The sequence below is a fragment of the Sphingopyxis terrae subsp. terrae NBRC 15098 genome, assembly GCF_001610975.1.
Taxonomy (GTDB): Bacteria; Pseudomonadota; Alphaproteobacteria; order Sphingomonadales; family Sphingomonadaceae; genus Sphingopyxis; species Sphingopyxis terrae_A.
The window spans coordinates 3,315,040-3,336,652 of the sequence record NZ_CP013342.1; the positions used below are offsets into that span (position 1 = coordinate 3,315,040).

At 65.1% G+C, this 21,613-nt stretch carries 25 protein-coding genes and 1 tRNA gene; 16 read left to right on the forward strand and 10 right to left on the reverse strand.

All coding sequences use genetic code 11. The annotated features are described in order from the left end of the window. The first annotated feature begins 68 nt into the window (after positions 1–68). From purB to AOA14_RS15820, 8 genes are all read left to right on the forward strand, one after another. Positions 69–1,382 (forward strand): adenylosuccinate lyase, encoded by a 1,314-nt coding sequence (purB, locus tag AOA14_RS15785; RefSeq protein WP_062903210.1) that lies wholly within the window; start codon positions 69–71, stop codon positions 1,380–1,382. An 86-nt stretch (positions 1,383–1,468) separates the two neighbouring features. Next, positions 1,469–1,816 carry a lipopolysaccharide assembly protein LapA domain-containing protein gene (locus AOA14_RS15790; RefSeq protein ID WP_058811860.1) on the forward strand — a complete coding sequence of 116 codons (348 nt, stop codon included), beginning with the start codon at positions 1,469–1,471 and terminating at the stop codon, positions 1,814–1,816. Continuing rightward, positions 1,813–2,487, forward strand: coding sequence for an orotidine-5'-phosphate decarboxylase (gene pyrF / locus AOA14_RS15795; RefSeq protein WP_003044140.1), 675 nt, complete (start codon positions 1,813–1,815; stop codon positions 2,485–2,487). Before AOA14_RS15790 ends, pyrF begins: the two co-directional genes overlap by 4 nt. Before the next feature lie 139 nt (positions 2,488–2,626). Next, positions 2,627–3,259: a phosphoribosylanthranilate isomerase gene (locus AOA14_RS15800; protein WP_062902479.1), complete on the forward strand. Its 633-nt coding sequence runs from the start codon at positions 2,627–2,629 to the stop codon at positions 3,257–3,259. Positions 3,260–3,358: 99 nt separating this feature from the next. Continuing rightward, entirely contained in the window at positions 3,359–4,579 is a 1,221-nt protein-coding gene (gene trpB / locus AOA14_RS15805; protein ID WP_062903211.1) for a tryptophan synthase subunit beta, read from the forward strand. Beyond that, on the forward strand, positions 4,576–5,367 hold the full coding sequence (trpA, locus tag AOA14_RS15810; protein WP_062902480.1) for a tryptophan synthase subunit alpha: 792 nt from the start codon (positions 4,576–4,578) through the stop codon (positions 5,365–5,367). The genes trpB and trpA overlap by 4 nt, the downstream gene beginning before the upstream one ends. Then, positions 5,364–6,215 carry an acetyl-CoA carboxylase, carboxyltransferase subunit beta gene (accD, locus tag AOA14_RS15815; protein ID WP_003044151.1) on the forward strand — a complete coding sequence of 284 codons (852 nt, stop codon included), beginning with the start codon at positions 5,364–5,366 and terminating at the stop codon, positions 6,213–6,215. Before trpA ends, accD begins: the two co-directional genes overlap by 4 nt. Before the next feature lie 31 nt (positions 6,216–6,246). Further along, positions 6,247–7,563: a bifunctional folylpolyglutamate synthase/dihydrofolate synthase gene (locus AOA14_RS15820; protein WP_062902481.1), complete on the forward strand. Its 1,317-nt coding sequence runs from the start codon at positions 6,247–6,249 to the stop codon at positions 7,561–7,563. On the opposite strand, the gene AOA14_RS15825 is transcribed toward AOA14_RS15820, so the two are convergent. The 3 genes from AOA14_RS15825 to AOA14_RS15835 all read right to left on the reverse strand — a co-directional run bounded on the left by AOA14_RS15825 (position 7,560) and on the right by AOA14_RS15835 (position 10,271). After that, positions 7,560–8,957, reverse strand: a complete 1,398-nt coding sequence (locus AOA14_RS15825) for an MFS transporter (protein WP_062902482.1) — start codon at positions 8,955–8,957, stop codon at positions 7,560–7,562. The genes AOA14_RS15820 and AOA14_RS15825 overlap by 4 nt on opposite strands. An 80-nt stretch (positions 8,958–9,037) precedes the next feature. Then, positions 9,038–9,775, reverse strand: a complete 738-nt coding sequence (locus AOA14_RS15830; protein ID WP_202988287.1) for a DUF1223 domain-containing protein — start codon at positions 9,773–9,775, stop codon at positions 9,038–9,040. A gap of 58 nt (positions 9,776–9,833) precedes the next feature. After that, complete coding sequence (locus AOA14_RS15835; RefSeq protein ID WP_003044165.1) at positions 9,834–10,271, reverse strand: response regulator; 438 nt, start codon at positions 10,269–10,271, stop codon at positions 9,834–9,836. A gap of 157 nt (positions 10,272–10,428) precedes the next feature. On the opposite strand from AOA14_RS15835, the gene AOA14_RS15840 reads away from it, so the two are divergent. Then, positions 10,429–11,283, forward strand: coding sequence for a pseudouridine synthase (locus AOA14_RS15840; RefSeq protein ID WP_082820064.1), 855 nt, complete (start codon positions 10,429–10,431; stop codon positions 11,281–11,283). Next, positions 11,283–11,825, forward strand: coding sequence for a 16S rRNA (guanine(966)-N(2))-methyltransferase RsmD (rsmD, locus tag AOA14_RS15845; protein ID WP_062902485.1), 543 nt, complete (start codon positions 11,283–11,285; stop codon positions 11,823–11,825). Before AOA14_RS15840 ends, rsmD begins: the two co-directional genes overlap by 1 nt. Here rsmD and AOA14_RS15850 read toward each other — a convergent pair. Together AOA14_RS15850 and AOA14_RS15855 are read right to left on the reverse strand one after the other, a co-directional pair. Continuing rightward, positions 11,822–12,928: an aspartyl protease family protein gene (locus tag AOA14_RS15850; protein ID WP_082819958.1), complete on the reverse strand. Its 1,107-nt coding sequence runs from the start codon at positions 12,926–12,928 to the stop codon at positions 11,822–11,824. The genes rsmD and AOA14_RS15850 overlap by 4 nt on opposite strands. Before the next feature lie 130 nt (positions 12,929–13,058). Further along, entirely contained in the window at positions 13,059–14,327 is a 1,269-nt protein-coding gene (locus AOA14_RS15855) for an MFS transporter (RefSeq protein ID WP_062903212.1), read from the reverse strand. 205 nt (positions 14,328–14,532) lie between these two features. On the opposite strand from AOA14_RS15855, the gene AOA14_RS15860 reads away from it, so the two are divergent. After that, entirely contained in the window at positions 14,533–15,336 is an 804-nt protein-coding gene (locus AOA14_RS15860) for an enoyl-CoA hydratase-related protein (protein ID WP_062902487.1), read from the forward strand. A gap of 89 nt (positions 15,337–15,425) precedes the next feature. On the opposite strand, the gene AOA14_RS15865 is transcribed toward AOA14_RS15860, so the two are convergent. From AOA14_RS15865 to AOA14_RS15875, 3 genes are all read right to left on the reverse strand, one after another. Beyond that, positions 15,426–16,028 carry an HD domain-containing protein gene (locus tag AOA14_RS15865; protein ID WP_062902488.1) on the reverse strand — a complete coding sequence of 201 codons (603 nt, stop codon included), beginning with the start codon at positions 16,026–16,028 and terminating at the stop codon, positions 15,426–15,428. A gap of 71 nt (positions 16,029–16,099) precedes the next feature. Continuing rightward, positions 16,100–16,813 carry a COG3904 family protein gene (locus tag AOA14_RS15870; RefSeq protein WP_062902489.1) on the reverse strand — a complete coding sequence of 238 codons (714 nt, stop codon included), beginning with the start codon at positions 16,811–16,813 and terminating at the stop codon, positions 16,100–16,102. Continuing rightward, positions 16,797–17,360, reverse strand: coding sequence for a hypothetical protein (locus AOA14_RS15875; RefSeq protein ID WP_058811854.1), 564 nt, complete (start codon positions 17,358–17,360; stop codon positions 16,797–16,799). Before AOA14_RS15875 ends, AOA14_RS15870 begins: the two co-directional genes overlap by 17 nt. Before the next feature lie 162 nt (positions 17,361–17,522). Between AOA14_RS15875 and AOA14_RS15880 the strand changes: the two genes are divergently transcribed. Continuing rightward, positions 17,523–17,969 (forward strand): RrF2 family transcriptional regulator, encoded by a 447-nt coding sequence (locus AOA14_RS15880; protein ID WP_058811379.1) that lies wholly within the window; start codon positions 17,523–17,525, stop codon positions 17,967–17,969. A 74-nt stretch (positions 17,970–18,043) separates the two neighbouring features. On the opposite strand, the gene AOA14_RS15885 is transcribed toward AOA14_RS15880, so the two are convergent. Together AOA14_RS15885 and AOA14_RS15890 are read right to left on the reverse strand one after the other, a co-directional pair. Further along, a tRNA-Ala gene (locus AOA14_RS15885) sits at positions 18,044–18,119 on the reverse strand. Between the two features lie 121 nt (positions 18,120–18,240). Beyond that, positions 18,241–18,561: a TIGR02300 family protein gene (locus tag AOA14_RS15890; RefSeq protein WP_003044196.1), complete on the reverse strand. Its 321-nt coding sequence runs from the start codon at positions 18,559–18,561 to the stop codon at positions 18,241–18,243. A 124-nt stretch (positions 18,562–18,685) separates the two neighbouring features. Between AOA14_RS15890 and aroA the strand changes: the two genes are divergently transcribed. The 4 genes from aroA to AOA14_RS15910 are packed head-to-tail and all read left to right on the forward strand — an operon-like array spanning position 18,686 to position 21,565. Further along, positions 18,686–20,014: a 3-phosphoshikimate 1-carboxyvinyltransferase gene (gene aroA, locus AOA14_RS15895; RefSeq protein ID WP_062903213.1), complete on the forward strand. Its 1,329-nt coding sequence runs from the start codon at positions 18,686–18,688 to the stop codon at positions 20,012–20,014. Beyond that, positions 20,011–20,667, forward strand: coding sequence for a hypothetical protein (locus AOA14_RS15900; protein ID WP_062902490.1), 657 nt, complete (start codon positions 20,011–20,013; stop codon positions 20,665–20,667). The genes aroA and AOA14_RS15900 overlap by 4 nt, the downstream gene beginning before the upstream one ends. Beyond that, positions 20,664–20,939 (forward strand): CBU_0592 family membrane protein, encoded by a 276-nt coding sequence (locus AOA14_RS15905; protein WP_238929675.1) that lies wholly within the window; start codon positions 20,664–20,666, stop codon positions 20,937–20,939. Before AOA14_RS15900 ends, AOA14_RS15905 begins: the two co-directional genes overlap by 4 nt. Beyond that, positions 20,936–21,565, forward strand: a complete 630-nt coding sequence (locus AOA14_RS15910; protein WP_062902491.1) for a (d)CMP kinase — start codon at positions 20,936–20,938, stop codon at positions 21,563–21,565. The genes AOA14_RS15905 and AOA14_RS15910 overlap by 4 nt, the downstream gene beginning before the upstream one ends. The last annotated feature ends 48 nt before the right edge of the window (positions 21,566–21,613 follow it).

The window sequence follows — 21,613 nt, forward strand, 5'->3', positions numbered from 1 at the left end:
CCATCGTGATTCCGCCGCGGTTTTGCGACAAGGCGCCGAACAGCGGCGCACAAAAGGAAGGTATATCAATGGTTCCGCGCTACGCCCGCCCGGACATGACCGCCATCTGGTCGCCGGAAAATCGCTTTCGCATCTGGTTCGAGATCGAGGCGCATGCGACCGACGCGCTCGCGGAACTGGGGACGGTTCCCCAATCCGCCGCGAAGGCGCTGTGGGACTGGTGGGCGACGAACCCCGTCATCGACGTCGACGCGATCGACGCCATCGAGGCGGTCACCAAGCATGACGTCATCGCCTTCCTGACCTGGGTCGCCGAAAATGTCGGCGAAGAAGCGCGCTTCATGCATCAGGGCATGACGTCGAGCGACGTGCTCGACACCTGCCTCGCGGTGCAACTCGCGCAGGCCGCCGACATCTTGCTCGCAGACCTCGACGCGCTGCTCGAGGCGATCAAGCGACGCGCATACGAACATAAGCTGACCCCGACGATCGGGCGCAGCCACGGCATCCATGCCGAGCCGGTCACCTTCGGCCTCAAGATGGCCGAAGCCTATGCCGAGTTCGCGCGCTGCAAGGCGCGGCTGGTCGCAGCGCGCGCGGAAATTGCGACCTGCGCGATTTCGGGCGCGGTTGGCACCTTTGCCAATATCGACCCGCGCGTCGAAGCGCATGTCGCGGCGAAGCTGGGCCTCGCGATCGAACCCGTGTCGACGCAGGTCATTCCGCGCGACCGCCATGCCATGTTCTTCGCAACGCTCGGCGTGATCGCCTCGTCGATCGAACGCCTGTCGGTCGAGGTCCGCCACCTTCAGCGCACAGAGGTGCTCGAAGCGGAGGAATATTTTTCGCCGGGGCAGAAGGGCTCGTCGGCCATGCCGCACAAGCGCAACCCGGTGCTCACCGAAAATCTGACCGGGCTCGCGCGCATGGTGCGCAGCGCCGCCATCCCGGCGATGGAAAATGTCGCACTGTGGCACGAGCGCGATATCAGCCATTCGTCGGTCGAACGCTTCATCGGTCCCGACGCGACGATCACGCTCGACTTCGCGCTCGCGCGACTGACCGGCGTGGTCGACAAGCTGCTCGTCTATCCCGAGCGCATGCAGAAGAATCTCGATCGCATGGGCGGCCTCGTCCATTCGCAGCGCGTCCTGCTCGCGCTGACCCAGGCAGGGGCGAGCCGCGAGGACAGCTATGCGCTCGTCCAGCGCAATGCGATGAAGGTTTGGGAAAGCGACGGCCAGCTTTCGTTGCTCGAACTGCTGAAGGCCGACGCTGACGTGACTGCGCGTCTGTCGGCCGAGCAACTGACCGCGCTGTTCGACCTCGACTATCATATGAAGCATGTCGATACGATCTTTGCGCGGGTGTTCGGCGGCTGAACGCGCCGGGCCTCGCCCAGAGACTCGCATCATGCGCCAAAGTCGCTTAGGGTTCGATGCAGAGGCCGGTAAAGGAGCGCAATAACGTGGGAATCGTGCGAACCGTCATCTGGGTGTTGCTGACCATCATCCTCGTCGTCTTTTCGATGGCCAACTGGAATCCTGTCACCGTGACCATATGGCCGGGACAGGTGCTCGACACCAAATTGCCGGTGCTGATCTTTGCCGCCTTCCTGATCGGCAGCCTGCCGCTGTGGATCGCGCTGCGTACCTCGCGCTGGTCGCTGAAGCGCCGTATCGAAACGAGCGAACGGCAACTTGCCGATTTGCGCGCCATGGCCAACCGCCCGGCCGAGACGCCGCTCACCCCCGAACCGGCGCCGCAGTCGAAGCCCGTCAACGACATCCCACCCTCGCCGCTGGATCCGCAATGAGTTCGCCTGTCTATCTTGCCATCGACACCCCCCACCTCGATGCCGCGCTGACGCTGGCGCAGCGGGTGCGCCACCATGTCGGCGGGTTGAAGCTCGGCCTCGAATTCTTCTGCGCCAACGGCCATCACGGGGTGCACGAAATGGCGAAGCTCGGCCTGCCGATCTTCCTCGACCTCAAGCTGCACGACATCCCGAACACCGTTGCCAAGGCGATCCAGGCGCTGCGTCCGCTCGAACCCGCGATCCTGACCGTCCACGCCGCGGGCGGCCGCGCGATGATGGAAGAGGCCAAGGCAGTCGCGGGAAGCGCGACCAAGGTGGTCGGCGTTACCGTGCTCACCAGCCTCGACGCGCCCGATCTCGATGATATCGGCGTCGGCGGCACCCCGCACGACCAGGTCGTCCGCCTTGCCGCGCTGGCCCGCGAATCGGGTCTCGACGGCATCGTCTGCTCGGGCCAGGAAGTGAAGGCCGCGCGCAAGGCATGGCCCGGCGGCTTCTTCGTCGTACCGGGGGTGCGCCCTGCTGACGGCCGTGCCGGCGATCAGAAGCGTATCGTTACCCCGGCGCAGGCGATGGCTGACGGCGCCTCGATCCTCGTCGTCGGCCGACCGATCAGCCAGTCGCAGGACCCCGACCTCGCGGCGCGCGCGATCGAAGCGACGCTGTAAACACACTTTCATTCAACCATCGTAATTGCGAGGGGCCGAAGGCGACGAAGCAATCTCCAGCTATCGGGATTGTGTTACGCCGATGGCTGGAGATTGCTTCGCTTCGCTCGCAATGACCTAAATGATCGAACCCTGATATATGCCCCCACTTGTCAAAATCTGCGGCCTCTCTACGCCCGAAACGGTTGACGCCGCTATCCGGCTCGGCGCGACGCACATTGGCCTCGTTCACTATGAACCGAGTCCGCGCCACGTCGATCTGAAGACCGCTGCCGCGCTTCGCCAGCGCGCCGGGGGGAAAGTGAAGGTTGCGCTCCTTCTCGTGAATGCCTCGCGACAGGTGACCGGCGAGGCGCTCAGCGCGGTGCGCCCCGACATCGTCCAGTTTCATGGCAATGAAACACCCCAATGGCTCGCCGCGGTCAAACGGCTCGTTCCCGCCGAAGTCTGGAAGGCGGTCGGCCTGAAGGATGCCGGAACGCTGGAACGCGTCCGGCAGTTTGAAGGTGCGGCCGACCGCATCTTGTTCGATGCGCCGGCAGCGGCGTTGCCCGGCGGCACCGGCGCCCGCTTCGACTGGTCGCTGCTCAAGGGCCATCGCCACTCGATCGATTGGGGCGTCGCAGGCGGACTGACCCCGGCCAATGTCGCACAGGCGATCGCCGAAACCGGCGCGCCGCTCGTCGATGTGTCGTCGGGGGTCGAAAGCGCACCGGGCGTCAAGGATATGGACAAGATCGCCGCTTTCCTTAAAGCGGTCGGCAGATGCTGACACCGCAGTTCCTCATGATGCGCATCGGAAAACGATGGCGCTGACCGCTTGAGACCCGATCTTCAAGTGCGCGCCCACCCGTAACCGATGGAAATGACCATGACCGAAGCACCGACCCTGCCCAACAGCCTCCGCACCCAGCCCGACGCGCGCGGCCATTTCGGCGCCTTCGGCGGCCGCTATGTCGCCGAAACGCTGATGCCGCTCATCCTCGACCTCGAACGCCATTATCGCGCTGCGCAGGCCGACCCTGCCTTCAAGGCCGAGTTCGACTATCTGCTCAAAAATTATGTCGGCCGCCCGAGCCCGCTGTGGTTTGCCGAGCGGCTGACGAACGATCTGGGTGGCGCGAAGATCTATTTGAAGCGCGAGGATCTGAACCACACCGGCGCGCACAAGATCAACAATTGCATCGGTCAGATCCTGCTCGCCAAGCAGATGGGCAAGACCAAGATCATCGCCGAAACCGGCGCCGGCCAGCACGGCGTCGCGACCGCGACCGTGGCAGCGCTCTTTGGCCTGCCCTGCACCATTTTCATGGGCGCGGTCGACGTCGCGCGGCAGCAGCCGAACGTCTTCCGCATGAAGCTGCTCGGCGCCGAAGTCGTCGCGGTCGAAAGCGGCGCGAAGACGCTGAAAGATGCGATGAACGAGGCGCTCCGCCACTGGGTCGCGAACGTCGAGGACACCTTCTACATCATCGGCACCGTCGCGGGGCCGCATCCCTATCCCGAACTGGTGCGTGATTTCCAGTCGGTGATCGGCGAGGAAGCGAAGGCGCAAATTCTCGAAGCCGAAGGGCGCCTGCCCGACATGCTGATCGCCCCCGTCGGCGGCGGGTCGAACGCCATCGGGCTGTTCCATCCCTTCCTCGATGACACAGACGTCGAGATCGTCGGCGTCGAAGCCGCGGGCGAAGGATTGGGCGGCAAGCACGCCGCCAGCCTCGCCGGCGGCAAACCCGGCATCCTCCACGGCAACAAGACCTATCTGCTGCAGGATGAGGACGGCCAGATCACCGAGGCGCACAGCATCTCGGCGGGGCTCGACTATCCGGGCATCGGCCCCGAGCATAGTTGGCTGCATGACATCGGCCGCGCGCGTTACGAACCGGTCACCGACGAAGAGGCGCTCGCAAGTTTCCAGAAACTGACCAAGCTCGAAGGCATCATCCCCGCGCTCGAAAGCGCGCACGCGATCGCCGCTGCCGAACGCATCGCGCCGACGCTGGGCAAGGACAAGATCATCATCGTCAATTGCTCGGGCCGCGGCGACAAGGACATCTTCACCGTGGCGGAAGCATTGGGGGTAAAGCTGTGACCCGCTTCGCCGCCGCCTTCGCCAAGCCGCGCCCTGCGCTCGTCGCCTTCATCACCGGCGGCGATGGCGACACCGCCGCGAACCTTGACGCGCTCGTCGCGGGGGGGGCCGATGTGATCGAACTGGGCATGCCCTTCACCGATCCGATGGCCGACGGCCCCGCGATCCAGGCCGCAAACCTGCGAAGCCTCGCCAAGGGGACGACCACCGCCGACCTGTTCGGTATCGCCGCCGCCTTCCGCCAGCGCCATCCCGACACGCCGCTCGTGCTGATGGGCTATGCCAATCCGATGACGATCCGTGGCGCCGACTGGTTCGCCGCAGAGTGCGCGAAAGCAGGGGTCGACGGCGTCATCTGCGTCGATATTCCCTCGGAGGAAGATCCCGAACTCGGCCCCGCGCTCCGCGCTGCCGGGGTCGACCTGATCCGCCTCGCAACGCCGACGACCGACGCGGCGCGCCTGCCAGACGTGCTGAACGGCGCGGGCGGCTTTCTCTATTATGTTTCGGTTGCCGGGATCACCGGGATGCAGCAGGCCGCTCAGGCGAGCATCGAGGATGCGGTTGCGCGCCTGAAAGCCGCGACCGACCTGCCGGTCGCGGTCGGATTCGGCGTTCGCACCCCCGCGCAGGCGGCCGACATCGCCAAGGTTGCCGACGGCGTCGTCGTCGGATCGGCCTTCATCGACATCATTGCCGAGCATGGCGACGCCGCGTCGGCGCATGTCGAGGCCTTCACCCGTTCGCTCGCCGATGCTATCCACAGCGCAAAGGAGATCGCCGCATGAGCTGGCTCGACCGCGTTCGCAACGCCCTGCCCTTCACCGCCAAGCGCGACACCGCCGACAACCTCTGGCACAAATGCCGCCAGTGTCAGCAGATGGTGTTCGTCAAGGAGTGGGAAGACAATCTGAACGTCTGCCCGCGCTGCGACCATCACGACCGCATCGGCGCCAAAGAGCGCTTCGCGCAGCTTTTCGACGGCGGCCTGCACGAGTTGATCGCCGCCCCCGCGGCACCCGAAGATCCGCTGAAGTTCCGCGACACCAAGAAATATGTCGACCGCATCAAGGCCGCACGCGCGCAGACCGGCGACCGCGACGCTTACCAGAACGCCTTCGGCCGCATTTCGGGCCAGGGCGCCGTGATCGGGGTGCAGGATTTCGCCTTCATGGGCGGATCGATGGGCGTCGCGGTCGGCGAAGCCTTCGTCGCCGGGGTCGAGGCCGCGATCAAGCGCGGCGTCCCCTACATCGCGATCACCGCCGCGGGCGGCGCGCGGATGCAGGAAGGCACGCTGTCGCTGATGCAGATGCCGCGCGCTACGGTTGCGCTCCAGCGGCTGCGCCGCGCGGGCCTGCCTTATGTGGTGCTGCTCACCGACCCGACGACGGGCGGCGTGACCGCGAGCTATGCGATGCTGGGCGATGTGCAGATCAGCGAGCCCAATGCGCTGATCGGCTTTGCGGGCCAGCGCGTGATCGAAAATACGATCCGCGAAAAGCTGCCCGAAGGATTCCAGCGCGCCGAATATCTGCTCGATCACGGGATGATCGACATGGTGGTGCATCGCAAGGAGCTGCCCGCGACGCTCGGCCGCCTGATCGGCTATCTCGCGCCCGAAAAGGCGGCTTGATCCCTCCTCCTGACGGACGGAGGGAGAATCCATGCCCGACCACGCGCACAGTTCCGATCCCGCCGTTCAGGCGCAGCTCGACCGCCTCGCGGCGCTGTCGCCGGGTCGCGACATATTGGGGCTGGAACGCATCGGCGAAATGTGCGCGCGCCTCGGCGATCCCCAAGACCGGCTGCCGCGGACCTTCCATGTCGCAGGGACCAACGGCAAGGGATCGACCTGCGCCTATCTGCGCGCAATACTGGAGGCGCAGGGGCGCAGGGTCCACGCTTATACCAGCCCGCACCTCGTCCGGTTTAACGAGCGCATCCGACTGGCGGGCACCCTGATCGATGATGCGGCGCTCGCCGCCTTGCTTGGCGAAGCCCTCGACGTCGCGGAAGGGCTGCACGCAAGCTTTTTCGAGGTGACGACGGCGGCGGCTTTCCTTGCCTTTTCGCGCATCCCCGCCGACGATTGCATCATCGAGGTCGGGCTGGGCGGACGACTCGATGCGACCAATATCATCCCGGCGCCGGCGGTGTGCGGCATCGCCTCGCTCGGCATCGACCATGAGGCCTTTCTGCTCGCGCCCGAAGACGGCACCCCGACGCGCCCTGCCGAACGGATCGCGTGGGAAAAGGCCGGCATAATCAAGCGCGGCGCCGCGCTGGCGACGCTCGCCTATCCGCCGCCGCTGGCGCGGGTGATCGCGGACCGGGCCGAGGCGGCGGGCGTGGTCCCGTTCGTCGAGGGCGAAACCTGGTCGGTCGAAGCCGTCGGCGACGCCTTTCGCTGGCGGTCGATGGACGGGGAACTCCCCGCCTTGATGCGCCCGCGCATGGCGGGCGGGCATCAGATGCGCAACGCGGGCCTTGCGATTGCGATGCTCCATCTCGCGCCGGGACCGAAACCCGATGCGGGCGCGATCGAGCGCGGCATCGCCGCGGCTTACTGGCCGGCGCGGTTGCAACGACTGGAGAGCGGACCGCTCGCAAAGCTGCTCCCGCCCGCCACGACGGTGTGGCTCGACGGCGCCCACAATGCCGATGCAGGGCATCAACTCGCGCAGCATTTTGCGGGCGATGCGCGCCGCATCCATCTGGTCACCGGGATGCTCGCCAACAAGCATCCCTCGGCGTTGATCGATCCCCTCGCCGGCAAGCTCGCCTCGATCACCGTCGTGCCGGTGCCCGGGCACGAGCATCATGGCGCCTCAGCCTTCGGGCCGGAAGCGCTCGCGGCCGATACCGTCGAGGCTGCGCTGGCCGGATTGGCCGTAGACCCTGTGACCGAGATCGTCCTGATCGCCGGCTCGCTTTACCTTGCGGGCGAGGTGCTGCGCGCGAACGGCGAATTGCCCGATTAGGCCGACGCCTCGCGCGCATGCCGGGTACCCGCCGTGCCGACCGATTGGTCAACGAGCCCGCTGCGCATCATCAGCCAGAATAGGACAATACCCGGCAGGGCCGCGGCGACGGTGAACAGATAGAAGTTCACATTGCCCATATTGTCCATCATCGCGCCCGCCGTGGTGCCGGTCAGGAAACGACCGACAATGCTCGCTGCGGAGGAGATCAGCGCATAATGCGCCGCAGTGAAGCGCAAGTCGCAGAGTGCCGAGAAATAGGCGACGACGACGACGCCGCCGATGCCGCTCGCAATATTTTCGAACCCGATCGCGCCGGCGAGGCCCCAATTGCTGTGGCCCGCCGCCGCGAGCAGCGCGAAGCTGAAATTGCTCACCGCCATCAGGATCAGGCTGAGCAGTACCGACTTTTTCATGCCCATCCGCGCGTAGAGAATCCCGCCGATGAAAATGCCGATCAGATAGGCCCAGAAGCCGATACCGACGTCGTAGATCGCAATCTCGTCATTGCTGAAGCCAAGATCGTTGAGCAGCAGGCGCAGCGTCAGATTCGCGAGCGTATCGCCGATCTTGTGGAGCAGGATGAACAGCAGCACCAGCCAGGCGCCATGGCGACTGAAAAACTCGCGGAAGGGACCGATGATACCCGCGACAAGTCCTGGTTTGCCTTCGCGCGAGAGTGCCGCGCGGTGCCGCTCGGGCTCGCCGACCCAAAAGCCCGCAATGACCGCTGGCAATGCAAAAAGCGCACATGCCAGATAGGCCGCCTCCCATCCTTGCCGCGCGGCAAGAAAGAGCGCGAGCGCACCGGCGCCCGCCGATCCGATCCGCCAGCCATATTGCGACATGCCCGATCCGACACCGAGTTGTTCGGGCTTCAATATCTCGATCCGGTAGGCGTCGATCACAATGTCGAACGTCGCGCCCGCTGCACCCACGAGAACCGCACCGACCGCCATTTCGAACAGCGCGGCGAATTCGCCTTCATGGCCAAGCCCGAACCGCTGCATGAGGTGCCCCACGGGGGACTGGCCGACCTGCTGCGGATCGACCAGCGCGAGATTGCCGACCGCCAGCATGACGAGCATGGCCGTCAGGATCAGCCAACTGATCCGTTGGCCGACCACCCCGGCCCCCGGAAGGCGGATCGTATCGACGATCCAGGCCCACAGCGGTTTGAAATTATAGACGAGAAAGGCGAGCGAAAAGGCGGTGATCGATGATTTTTCGAAACCGTCCTGCGACAGTCGCGTCGTCAAGGTGGCACCGATCATCGCATAGGGAAATCCCGACGAAATGCCGAGCAGCAGCGCCGCCAGCGGCGCGCGTTCCAGATAGGGCCGGATGCTGTCCCACCAGCTTTGCGGTGGCGGCGGCGCCATATCTGCCTGCATAGATCCTCCCTGTCGCGCTCGGCTGACCGGCGACGCATCGAACCGTTCGGCCTAAAGCAACAGGACCAAATTGGAAGCATCTATTTGGCGGGGCGCCCGATCCAGCGGACGGCGTGCACGCGCCCGCCGGCGCGGTCCTGCAACAGCACCGCCCAGCGGTCGGCGCCGCGCTGGCCCGCGATCGCTGCGGGTATTGCAGCCGCGCAGGCGCCGCTTGCGGGGCAAGGAACCGCCGCCTCGGCCAGCACCACATTGGTATAGCCCAGCGTCCGGTTGCCATTCTCGCCGCGGGCGACGTCGACCGAGGCGCGGTGCGCGATCGCCAGGAAGCGCAATTCGGCACCCGCTGCGGACCGCGAAGCGACCACACGGCCGCCGTCGAGGCGAAGCGCAGCGTCGCTTGGCGCGGCGCCGAGCATCCGGCGCAGCGCCCGCTCGTCCGATCCGACGGCGGCCGCGCTCCCCTGCACGACGGTTTCGGGGGTATAAACGCCCGCCCCCGGCAGCCCGCGCCGCGCATAGCGGTCCTGAAGCGCATCGTTCGCGGCGCGCGCGAGCGTATCCTTCCATCCCAGCCGGTCCCAATAGGTAACGGGGCGGCTGACCGCGACCACGGAGCCTTCGGCATCCAGTCTTTCGAGCAACCGGTCGGCGGGCGGACAGGAGGAACAACCCTGGCTGGTGAACAACTCGACCAGCACGGGCGCCGCGGGCGGCGTCGAAGCCGCGATGGCGGCGGACGGTCGATCGGATGGCCCGAACAGGAGCGCGGCGGCCGCCCCCAAAGCCAAGCTGAACAGCGGAAGCAATATCTTCAACGGGATCCTCCTCGCGCATCGGCACTCAACCGCCGGTTCGGTGGAGGCAGCGGGCCGGTTACGCGGCCTCGGGACGCCAATAGGTTTGCATCCCGCTCACCTTGCGCGGCATCTTGTGCTTGCACACCATCGTCTCGACGGCGCGAACCGCGTGGAGAAGCGCCGCCGCCCCGTGCGGCTTGGTCAGGCAGGCGAGCGCGATGTCGCCCGCATCTTCGGGACATTGCCCCGTTACCAGCAGTACGGCAACGCCGCGGTCGCGCGCGAGCCGCGCAACCTCGCGTCCCGTCATGTGCCCCGCGAGCTTGAGGTCGAGGATCAGCGCATCGATCGTCTTGTCTGCCAGCATCGCGACAGCCGCTTCGCCCGAATCGACCGTCGCAACGACGTCATAGCCACCATGCTTCAGGGTCCGCTCATTGTCGAAAGCGACCAGCGGATCATCCTCGACGATCAGCAGCCGTTTGAAGCAGGACGGGCGGGACGCGAAGAGCATTTTACCTACCTTCCGTCCGCCGCATGACTCTGCGTGCGCGTCCTCGCAAGATTGCTTTTGCTTGCCATCGACGAAGCGACACTTTTCCGGCTATGAGCGTGGCCATATTACAACATCCCTTTTCCCGAATAACGATATGAAAGCCGCATCCGTTCCGATGACGACACGCCGCCCACCCCGTTCGCCGTCCCGCCCGCCCGCTTCCCCGCAGGGCGACGCTCCGCGTGGCCGCCGCAGCGCGCGCGCTGCACAACCGCCGCGTAAGGCTCCGCCGAAGGAAGAGGAGCGCGAGGACGGGCCGCAGCGCATCACCAAGCTCCTGGCGCGCGCTGGCGTCGGGTCACGGCGCGATGTCGAACGAATGATCGAGGAAGGCCGCATTGCACTGAACGGCGCGGTGATCGTGCAACCGGCGCCGCTGCTCTCATCGCTCGAGGGCTTGACCCTCGACGGCAATCCGGTCGCAAAGCCCGTATCGACGCGCCTCTATCGCTTCTACAAGCCGGTCGGCTGCCTGACCGCGGCGCGCGACCCCAAGGGACGCAAGACGATTTATGACGTGCTGCCCAAGGGGCTGCCGCGGCTGATGCCCGTCGGGCGGCTCGACTATAATACCGAGGGCTTGCTGTTGCTGACCAATGACGGCGAATTCAAGCGCCAGCTCGAACTGCCCGCCAGCGGGGTCGAGCGCACCTATCGCGCCCGCGCGTTTGGCGACATCAGCCAAACGCAGCTCGAGGAACTGGTCGAGGGGGTCGAGATCGACGGGGTCCGCTATGGCAAGATCGACGCCAATCTCGAACGGCGGACGGGGCGCAACCAGTGGATCGAGCTGACGCTGACCGAGGGCAAGAATCGCGAGGTTCGCCGCGTGCTCGAACATCTGGGGCTGCAGGTGAGCCGCCTGATCCGGACGCGATATGGCGCTTTCGAGCTCGACGGCCTCGATGTCGGCGCGGTCGAGGCCGTACCACGCGATGCCTTGTTCCAGTTCCGGCGGCGGATGAGCTGATGCGCGTCATTTCCGGCAAATGGCGCGGTCGCAAGTTGATCGCGCCCAAGAATGATGCCACTCGCCCGACCGCCGACCGCACGCGCGAGACACTCTTCTCCATGCTTGCAAGCCGGCTCGGTAGTTTCGAGGGCTTGTATGTCGCCGACCTGTTCGCGGGGTCGGGCGCGCTGGGGATCGAGGCCTTGTCGCGCGGCGCCGCGCAGTGCCTGTTCGGTGAGCAGGATCGCGAGGCGATCGACGCCCTGCGCAAGAATCTGGCGGCGCTCGGTGCGGCCGGACACGCCGAGGTGCGGGCCGGTTCGGTCCTCGCACTTGGGCCAGCGCCACGCAGTTTCGATCTGCTGCTGCTCGATGCGCCCTATGCAACCGGCGCGGGCAGTGTCGCACTCGACAAGCTGGCGCGGCTCGGCTGGGTCGATACCGATAGCTGGATCTCGATCGAAACAGGCGAGAAAGAAAGCGTCGACGTCGCGGGCTTCGCGATCGAAGCGGAGCGAAAGGTCGGAAAAGCTAAGCTGACGCTGCTCCGTGCCGACTAAAGATAGGGCTTCAGATTGAACTGCGCGTGACCGCGCTTCCCGTCGCGTTCATAATCGAACGCGACTTGATCCCCGGGCTTGCCGCCCAGCCGGCGCAACATCGCGTTCCATTCGACCCCCACAAGCGTATCGCCCGGTTGCAGCCCGGCGTCCTTGGCCGGGCTGCCGTTGCCAACATCCTCGATCACGATACGCGTACCTTTGCGGTCAAGCCACAGCCCCGACATCGGATAGCGCTCGGTTCCTGCAAAACCGAGTCCGTTGGGCGCCATCCATAGCTGTTTGCGCTTGGGATCCGTCGACAGGTGGAAATGGCGGATCATGTCCAACCCGACCAACCCCTCGACATTATCGAAATTGCCGTTCCGCGGGTCGGGCTCAGCAAGTGTGACCAGCGCGCGCGGAAAGGCGAATTTGTGAAGAAGGACCTTGTCCGCCCGGAACATACGGGTCCGCAGACTTCCTTTGCCGAAGCCGCTTGCACGCACGGGAACATAGGGTCGTTCGCTATCCCACCAACCGATGTCGCGCGCCGCCTTGCCATCGAGCAGGATGTTGCGGGGTGCGCCTGTGTCGATCAGGAAGCGCCCAGAAAAATCGCCGATCTGCACGGGCGTGGTCAAACCGTAGCTCGCCCGGCGGGGCATATAGCTTTCGGGTATCAGATACATGCCAGGCCGCTCGCTACGGCCATCGGGATAGATGCGCCACTGGTTCGCCACGAAATCAAGATCGCTGTCCATATCGGTAAACAGCGGCGCGCCGATCAATCCCCGGGTGCTCGAGTCGACGACTGACTTGGTGCCGTGAAATTCCATATAGGGGATGCGAAAGGTGCCGCCGATCACCACATCCTCGACGCGCAGGACCGACGTCCGCTCTACCCCGCCCAGGCCGCCGATAATGCTCGCGCCGCGTTCGCGCAGCTTGACGGAGTTCGCCCAGCTATCCGAAATCAGGCTTTCGGTGGTACCGGTGTCGAGAATGAACGATTCGGGAGGCAAGCCTTCCACCGACACATCAAGCCAGACGCGATTGCCCTGCAGCCTGATCGGTGCGGCGAAGACCATTGGCGCCAAAGCGGCTGCGGAACCCGGCAGCATGAGGCCGGCGATGACCGGCCATGAGGCGATGAAAGAACGCGTGCGATCAAGGACATGGGCAGATCTCGCGATGGTGGGAGACTATCCGTTTGTTAGAGATTCAATGATGACGCCGCAATGACATTGCGCCTCACGCGTCACCGCGTTCAATTTTTGTCACCAAGGCCAGGCCGCAAAAGCTGACCAGTCCGGCGAGCGCCAGATAAAGGCCGACGACCTCGGTTCCGCGCCAGTCACCGAGCGCCTGCGCCGCGATCGGCGCGGCTGCGCCGCCCAATATGCCGCCGACATTGAAGGCGACCGACGCGCCGGTGTAGCGGACGCGCACGGGGAACAGGCCGGTCAGCCAGCTCCCGAGCGGGCCGTAGACGAGGCCCATGACGAACAGCGATGTGGCGAGACCTGCGAAGATCGTCAGCCAGCTCCCCGAGGCCAGCGCCGGACCGAACAGCAAGCCGACGAGCATCGTCGCGCCGCAGCCCCAGCGCAGCACGCGCTGCGCACTCGACGCATCGCTGGCATAGCCCGCAAAGATAATGCCGCCCGCCATGAACAATATCGCACCGAGCTGGATGAGCAGAAACTCCTCCTTCGGATAGCCGAGCGTGGTGGTGCCGTGCGCAAGGGCGAAGCTGGTCGCGAGATAGAAGATCGCGAAACAGGCGACGACCGCGAAGGTGCCGGCAAGCGTCGCGACGAAGTGGCCGCGCAGCAACTCGCCGATCGGCACGCCGACAGGCGCGTCGCGCTCCAACGCCTCCGAAAAGGCCGGCGTCTCACCGATCTTGAGCCGCACCCACAGGCCAAGGCCGACGAGCACGGCGGAAACAAGAAAGGGGATACGCCAGCCCCACGCCGCAAAATCGGCATCGCTCAGCCAAAGGCCGAGGAGCAGGAACAGTCCGTTGGCGGCGATGAACCCGACCGGCGCGCCAAGCTGCGGGAACATGCCGAAGCGCGACTGCCATCCCGGCGGCGCATTTTCGACCGCGAGCAGCGCCGCACCGCCCCATTCCCCGCCCAGCCCGAAGCCCTGCCCGAACCGCAAGATGCACAGCAGCAACGGTGCGACCCAGCCGACCATCGCATAGGTCGGCAGAAAGGCGATAAGCAGCGTCGAGGCCCCCATCAGCATCAGCGAGGCAACGAGCGTCGACTTCCGCCCGATCCGGTCGCCGAAATGGCCGAACACGACGGCGCCGACCGGCCGCGCGAAAAAAGCGAGCCCGAAGCTCATGAAGCTGAGCATCAGCTGCGCCGACGGCGATTCCGAAGGAAAGAAAAGCGGCCCGAAGACCAGCGCAGCCGCGGTGCCGTAGATATAAAAATCATAAAATTCGACTGCGGTGCCGACCAGACTTGCGGTCAAAATTCGGCGATGTCTGCGATATGGCTCCAGATTCACAGTCGCCCTCCCCCCCGGTCAAATCACCCCAGTTATCATCTGTTCCGGTGTGCGATTGCCGACGCGATGTCAAACCGGCGCGGGGCATCGGGGCCCGAGCGCACTGTCGCTACCGTGCAACGCCCCTTGCACTCATCCTCCGAATCGGTCACACCTTTACGTGAACGTAAAGGTAAAGACCGCGAGAGGATTCTTCCCTATGACCGACATACCGACCTTCGACACGATCAAGCTCGCGTGCAGCGACAATGTCGCGAAGATCACGCTCAACCGTCCCGAACGGCTCAATTCGATGCCGCCCGCGATGGCCGACGATATCCGCGCCGCGCTCGACTGGATGGGCGTCCTTGGCGCGCGTGCGCTGCTGATTACCGGTGAGGGTCGCGGTTTCTGTTCGGGCGCGGATCTGGCGGGCGATCGCAGCGCAACCGCTGTCGGCGGCGGCGCGAACAGTCGCAAGGCGCTGCGCAACCATTATAACCCGATGCTGCTCGCGCTCGCCAATCTCGACATTCCGGTCGTGACCGCGGTCAACGGCCCCGCCGCAGGGGTCGGATGCAGCTTTGCGCTGTCGGGCGATTTCGCGATTGCTGGCAAAAGCGCCTATTTCCTCCAGGCTTTCGTCAATATCGGCCTCGTCCCCGACGGGGGATCGTCGTGGCTGCTGCCACGGCTCGTCGGCCTGCCGCGCGCGACGCAGATGATGATGCTCGGCGAGAAAATCTCGGCCGAACAGGCCGCCGATTGGGGACTGATTTACAAGGCGGTCGAGGATGACGCGCTGATGGCTGAAGCCGAAGCGCTCGCAAAGCGGCTGGCCAGCGGACCGACGGTTGCGCTCCGCACGATGCGCAAGGTGCTGCGCGGCGGGTTGACGCAAAGCTATGCCGACACGCTCGACGCCGAGGCGATGGGCCAGTATCTGGCCGGCAACAGCGCCGATGCCGCCGAGGGCATCGCGGCCTTCCTTCAGAAGCGCACGACCGAGTTCAAGGGCAAGTGAACTACTAGTGCTCCCCGGCGAAAGCCGGGGTCCTTTTGCGCGCCTTCTGACCCCGGCTTTCGCCGGGTATTACCCATGAACGCTGGGGCTTACTCCGCCGCTTCTTCGACCATAATCTTCTTGTAGATGCTCGTGCGCGGATAGGAGCAGAGACGCATCACCATCGGCTCGAAGAATTCCAGCGGCTCGCTTTCATAGTCGGGGTCGAACGCTGGCGCGTCATATTTTTCGCAGAATTCGGCGCACGCCGCGTAATAGGGATGGTCCTTGAACTGGTCGCGCATGTCGCGGTCGAGCCCGAGATAGTGGAAGAAATAATGGCCCTGGAAGATGCCGTGGTGCTGGACGATCCAAAGATTTTCTTCCGACAGGAAGGGCTTGAGGATCGCCGCCGCGACATCGGGATGGTTGAATGCGCCCAGCGTGTCGCCGATGTCGTGGAGCAGCGCCATCACCACATATTCCTCGTCGCGCCCATCGCGATGCGCGCGCGTCGCGGTCTGCAGGCAATGCTCGAGCCGAGCAACGGGAAAGCCGCCATAATCGCCGCCAAGCAGTTTCAGATGATCGAGGATGCGCTTGCCGTTCTGCGGCGCGAATTCCTTCTGCTCGCGCGCGATGATATCCCAATCTTCCTGTGTGCCGTCGATCATCGAACGGAAGGACGCGTGATCGTGCGTCATGTCGGTCATGGCTGGCTCTCCCATATATCGGCGGCCAGTCTATGCGTTTCGTTGCGATATGCAACGCTGTTCAGCCGTCGCTATTCTACCGCGTAGGTCACGCCATATTTCAGCGCTTCGTCGAGCGTCAGGCAGCGGCGCGTCGATTTGTCCGGGCCGCTGCCCCTCACCGCCTTCTGCCGATACATGATGTCGGTCAGCAATTTGCGCGACACGCCCATCTTGATCAGGAAATCATTGTCCTCGCTCGCCAGCAGCGCGCTGTCCTGTTCGACGTCGCCGATCAGCTCGGTCGTCGCATCGGTGCCCATCGCCACGCTTTCGTCGATCAGCGAGCGGTCGCCGGTGCTGGTGAACATATGGACGATGAACTCGCCGCCCGGCTCGATCAGCCGCGGCGCGCCGCCCATGAAGACGAAATTGCAGGCGCTGAAACAGGCCCAGCCGCTCGGTATGCGCGTCGCAAGGCCGGGGTTCGACCGGATGATGCGCCCCGCGGCGTTGCCGGCGCGCGCATCGCCGCCGGGCGAACGCAGCCATATCTCGGATACGTCCGGATTGGCCTTCAGCGCGGCGCTCAGCCGGTCGGGCAGTCCCGAATCAACGCGGCCTTCGGCGAGCATCACCTTCATCGCGCCGCGCTTTTCGACCGTCAGCTTCATCGTCGGATTGGCCGACCAATTGGGGTTGAGCGGACAGGTCGGATTGATCGGGTCCATCTCGGTCGCCGCGGTCAGGCTGACGACCGCAAGCGCCGTGAGGGCGAGCTTCGGCAATTCAGGCCGCAAGAACATAGCGCGTATCACCCGGCCCCTTGCACATGCGTTTCGACACACGGGTTTCCTCGCCATCGACGATCACGAAGTCGTTGACGGTCATGCACTTCCTGCCGCCGTCCTCTGTGTTGATCGAAGCCACGGTCGACGACCCGCTGACATTGTCGCGCGTTTCGCTGGTCCAGTTCGACGTCGTGCCGACCGCTTCGCCGCGTGTCACCTCTTCGGTGGCCTTGGCGGCCTGCACCTGTTCGGCGGGGTCGAGGCGGCAAGCGATGGCGTCGGTCAGCGTTCCGCTGACCTCGGCGATCGGGACATAGGAATAGACGCCCGCCTTGCTGGCCGCGTCGCCCACCGCATCGCGGATCACACCGCCCAATATGCCGCGGCCGACGCTGCTGCCCTTCTTGCCCTTGGGACAACCGCCGTTGTCGCTTTCGCTCGACGTCGGGGCGGGGGTCGGCGTCGTGACCTTGCGCAGCAGCCCGCCGAACTGTGCCTGCGCGGGCGCCACCGCCAGCAGGGTGACGGCGGCCCAGGCGGGGACCAACATGATTCGCTTCATATGCGGCTCCAAAAAACCCGTGCCAAAACCTGTGATCGCGACCCCGCTTATCGCCGCGAAACTACGCCGCGCTGTGATTTCAATCAATGGGGCTGGCGCTGAGGCGATAATTGTCATGTCGGGAGGTTGAAATTATCGGCAAAGTGGATCAGACAGCGCGCCATGCTCTCGCAGAAGACCCGCTACACGATACGTGCCTTTCAGCATCTTGCCGATCATTGGGGCAAGGGTCAGGTCCAACTCGCGGACATTGCCGAGGCGCAGAATATCCCGCCCAAATTCCTGACCGTCATCCTGTCGGAAATGGCGCGCGAAGGGTTGCTCATCTCGCAGCGCGGACGCGATGGCGGCTATCAGCTTGCGCTGCCGCCGGTCGACATCAGCTATGGCGATCTTGTCCGGCTGACGCGCGGGTCGCTCGCGCTGGTCCCGTGTGCCAGCCGCAATGCCCACGAAACCTGCAAGAATTGCCTGCCCGAAGCCGAATGCCGGATGCGCACGCTGATGCTGAAGGTGCGCGACGATACCGCCGCGATCCTCGACCGGATCAGCCTGGCCGACCCGATCGGCTTCGAACCCTTGTTCGAAAAGGAAGAAATGGCGCTCTGACGCGCCACGCCAACCGGCACGGCAAAGAAAAAGGCCCGAACGCCGGTGCGTCGGACCTCTTGTTTTCGAGGAAATGGTGGAGCCTAGCGGGATCGAACCGCTGACCTCTACAATGCCATTGTAGCGCTCTCCCAGCTGAGCTAAGGCCCCGTGCCATTTCGTCTGGCCGCCCTGGGTGGTGCGACCGGGACGCCGCCTTTAGCAGCGCCTGCGTTCGATGCAAGGGGCCAAATGCATCTCCGCGATGCTTTTTTGGCCCCTCGCCGAAAAATCAGCTTTCGTCGTCTTCGTCGTCGCCGGTGGCGACGCCCAGATCGTCATCGCCGCCCAGATCGACATCGTTATCCGGCGAATCGCTGTCTTCATCGACATCCACGTCCAGATCCAGATCCTCGTCGATGGCCTCTTCCTTGACCTTGGTCGGCTTCTCGACTTCCTCGAAGGGCATCGGCTGCTTCGATTTCAGCACCGATTCCGGAATCCAGGAATAGCCGCAATTGATGCAGCTGACCGGATCATCCTTGGTCAAATCGTAGAATCGGGTGGCACATTTCGGGCAGCTACGCTTCGTGCCCCATTCAGCCTTTACCATATAAGCCTCGTAACCTTTTGGAAATCGGTTGATATTTCGGAAAAAGATGGGCGCCGGGCCGGCGATCCGTCAAATCGGCGTGCGCCTTGCCAGATTGTCGGGCCGCTGTCAAAAGCCGCACGCCATGACTGACCAGAATGCCCGCCCCCGCAGCTTCGCCGCGTCCGCTCCGCTTAAAGGTAGGATCGCGATTCCCGGCGACAAGAGCATTTCGCATCGCGCCCTGATGTTGTCGGCGCTCGCGGTCGGCACCAGCCGCGTGAGCGGGCTGCTTGAGGGGCATGATGTCCTCGCCACCGCCGCGGCCATGCGCGCGATGGGCGCGAATATCGACCGCACCGGCGACGGCGAATGGGTCATTGAAGGCGTCGGTGTCGGTGGCCTGCTCCAGCCGCGCGAAGCGCTCGACATGGGCAACAGCGGCACCTCGACGCGCCTGCTGATGGGCCTTGTTTCCAGCCATCCGATCACGACCACTTTCGTCGGCGATGCCAGCCTGTCGGGACGCCCGATGGGGCGCGTCATCGATCCGTTGTCGCAGATGGGCGCTGACATCTCGGCCTCGCCGGGTGGCCGCCTTCCCTTGATGGTGCGCGGCCTCGCGCCCGCGGTGCCGATCGAATATCGGCTTCCGGTCGCCTCGGCGCAGGTCAAGTCGGCGATCCTGCTCGCCGGCCTCAATACGCCGGGAATCACCACCGTGATCGAACCCGTGCCGACGCGCGACCATAGCGAACGGATGCTCAAGGGCTTCGGCGCCACGCTGGACGTCGAAGTAGAACCCGACGGCACCCGCTGGATTTCGGTGATGGGCGAAGCCGAATTGCGGCCGCAAACGATCGTCGTTCCGGGCGACCCCTCGTCGGCCGCTTTCTTCATCGTTGCGGCGCTGCTCGTCCCCGGATCGGACGTCACTATTGCCAATGTCGGCCTCAACCCGACCCGCGCCGGCCTGGTCGAGGTGTTGAAGGCGATGGGCGGGGATATCGAACTGCTCGATGCGCGCGAAGTCGGCGGCGAGCCCGTCGCCGACCTGCGCGTCCGCCACAGCCTGCTCCGCGGCATCGCGGTCGATCCGGCAGTCGCGCCGAGCATGATCGACGAATATCCGATTCTCTTCGTCGCCGCCGCGCTTGCCGAGGGGACGACCGTGACGACCGGCCTCGACGAGCTGCGCGTCAAGGAAAGCGACCGGCTGTCGGTCATGGCCGCGGGCCTCGCGGCGATCGGCGTGCGGGTCGAGGAGAGCGAGGACGGCCTCGTCATCCACGGCACCGGCGGCGACCCGCTGCCCGGCGGCGCGACCATCGCCGGCCACCTCGACCACCGCATCTGCATGAGCTTCGCCATCGCGGGCCTCGTCAGCAAGGCCCCCGTGACGATCGACGATATGGCACCGGTCGCAACGAGCTTTCCCAATTTCGAGGCGTTGCTGGAGGGCCTGCAGCGATGAACCGTCGTCCCATCCTGTCCATCGCGGCCCCGATCGCGCTCCTCGGCCTAAGTGCCGGCGCGGCCGGCGCGCAACAGGGCGCCACCCTTCCGACAACCGCCGACACGGCGGGCGCCTTTGCCGATACAGCGCGCGCGCCGGACCCGACGGCATCGGTCACCAGCGCGACGTGCGACGGCGACGTCGAATATTGTCCGAGCGGTGCGCAGCTTCGGGTCGACCGGAGCTTTTCCGATTATCCGATCGATAGCCGTGCGGCAGACGCCGGCAGCGGACTTCGGCCGATCGACGACGAGCCCTGCATCCCCGACGAGGGCTGCGAACGGCGCGACGCCGCCGGTGTGCGTCATTTTCTGTACGGAGACGGCGCCGACGACCTCCGTGTCATGATCAAGACGGTGGAGGCAAGCGAGTTCGAAGGGCGACCGATCGGCGCGCTCGATATCGGGGCGGCGCGCGACCAGTCCGAGGTGAGGGCCCGGGTTCGCCGCTTTCTGCCCGATGTGGCGTTCGACTGCGATCCGTCGCTCGTGTCGGGAAACGTCGGCCCCGTCGAATGCGGCGCGACGCTCAACCCCGGCTGGGTCGAAATCGGCTTCGACCACGATGGCCGGCTGCTCCGCGTGCGATTTGACGGCTATCAATTCGTATGAGCGCCTATATCTCCTCCTTTGCCGCGAACGCGATCGGCATCATCGGCAGCATCCTGTTCATCGCTGCGTTCGCCTATGCAAACATGGCCAAGATGCTGGATCAGTTGCTGTTCAATGCGGTGAACCTTGTCGGCGCGATTTTGCTGCTGATCTCGCTGTCGGTTCATTTCAACTTGGCGGCGTTTCTGCTCGAAGCGGCTTGGGCGCTGATCGCTTCCTGGGGCTTGCTGCGCGCCCTTCGCGCGCGCCGTACCCGCGGTGATTCGGCATGATTATCGCGGTCGACGGCCCTACTGCGTCGGGCAAGGGCACTATCGCCAAGGCGCTTGCCGAGCATTTCGGCCTCCCCGTGCTCGATACCGGGCTGCTCTATCGCGCTGTGGGCTATCAGACGCAGCTCAATTATGGCGATCCGGACAAGGCGGCCGACGCCCTCGTCGCCTGCGATTTTCCGGACGCCTTGCTCGACGATCCCGCGCTTCGCTACGAAAGCACGGGCAGCCTCGCCAGCCGCGCGTCGGTGCATCCTGCGGTGCGCAAGGCGCTGTTCCAGCGGCAGGTCGATTTCGCCAACCAGCCTGGCGGCGCCGTGCTCGACGGGCGCGATATCGGCACCGTGATCGCGCCGCACGCCGACGCCAAACTGTTCGTGACGGCAAGCGCCGAAGAACGCGCCCGCCGCCGCCATGCCGAGATGCTGGGGCGCGGGGTCGAAATCGGCTATGACGCCGTGCTCGCCGACATCCACGCCCGCGACGCCCGCGATATGGGCCGTGCCGACGCCCCCCTGCTCCGCGCCGACGATGCGATGCTGCTCGACACCTCGGCGATGGACCGCGATGCCGCGATCGCCGCCGCCATCGCCTTCGTCACCGAACGGACAAAGGCGCGCGGCTGACGGGAGTCCGCGGCCGACAGGGCTTTTCGCCTTGCCGAAAGCCGCGTT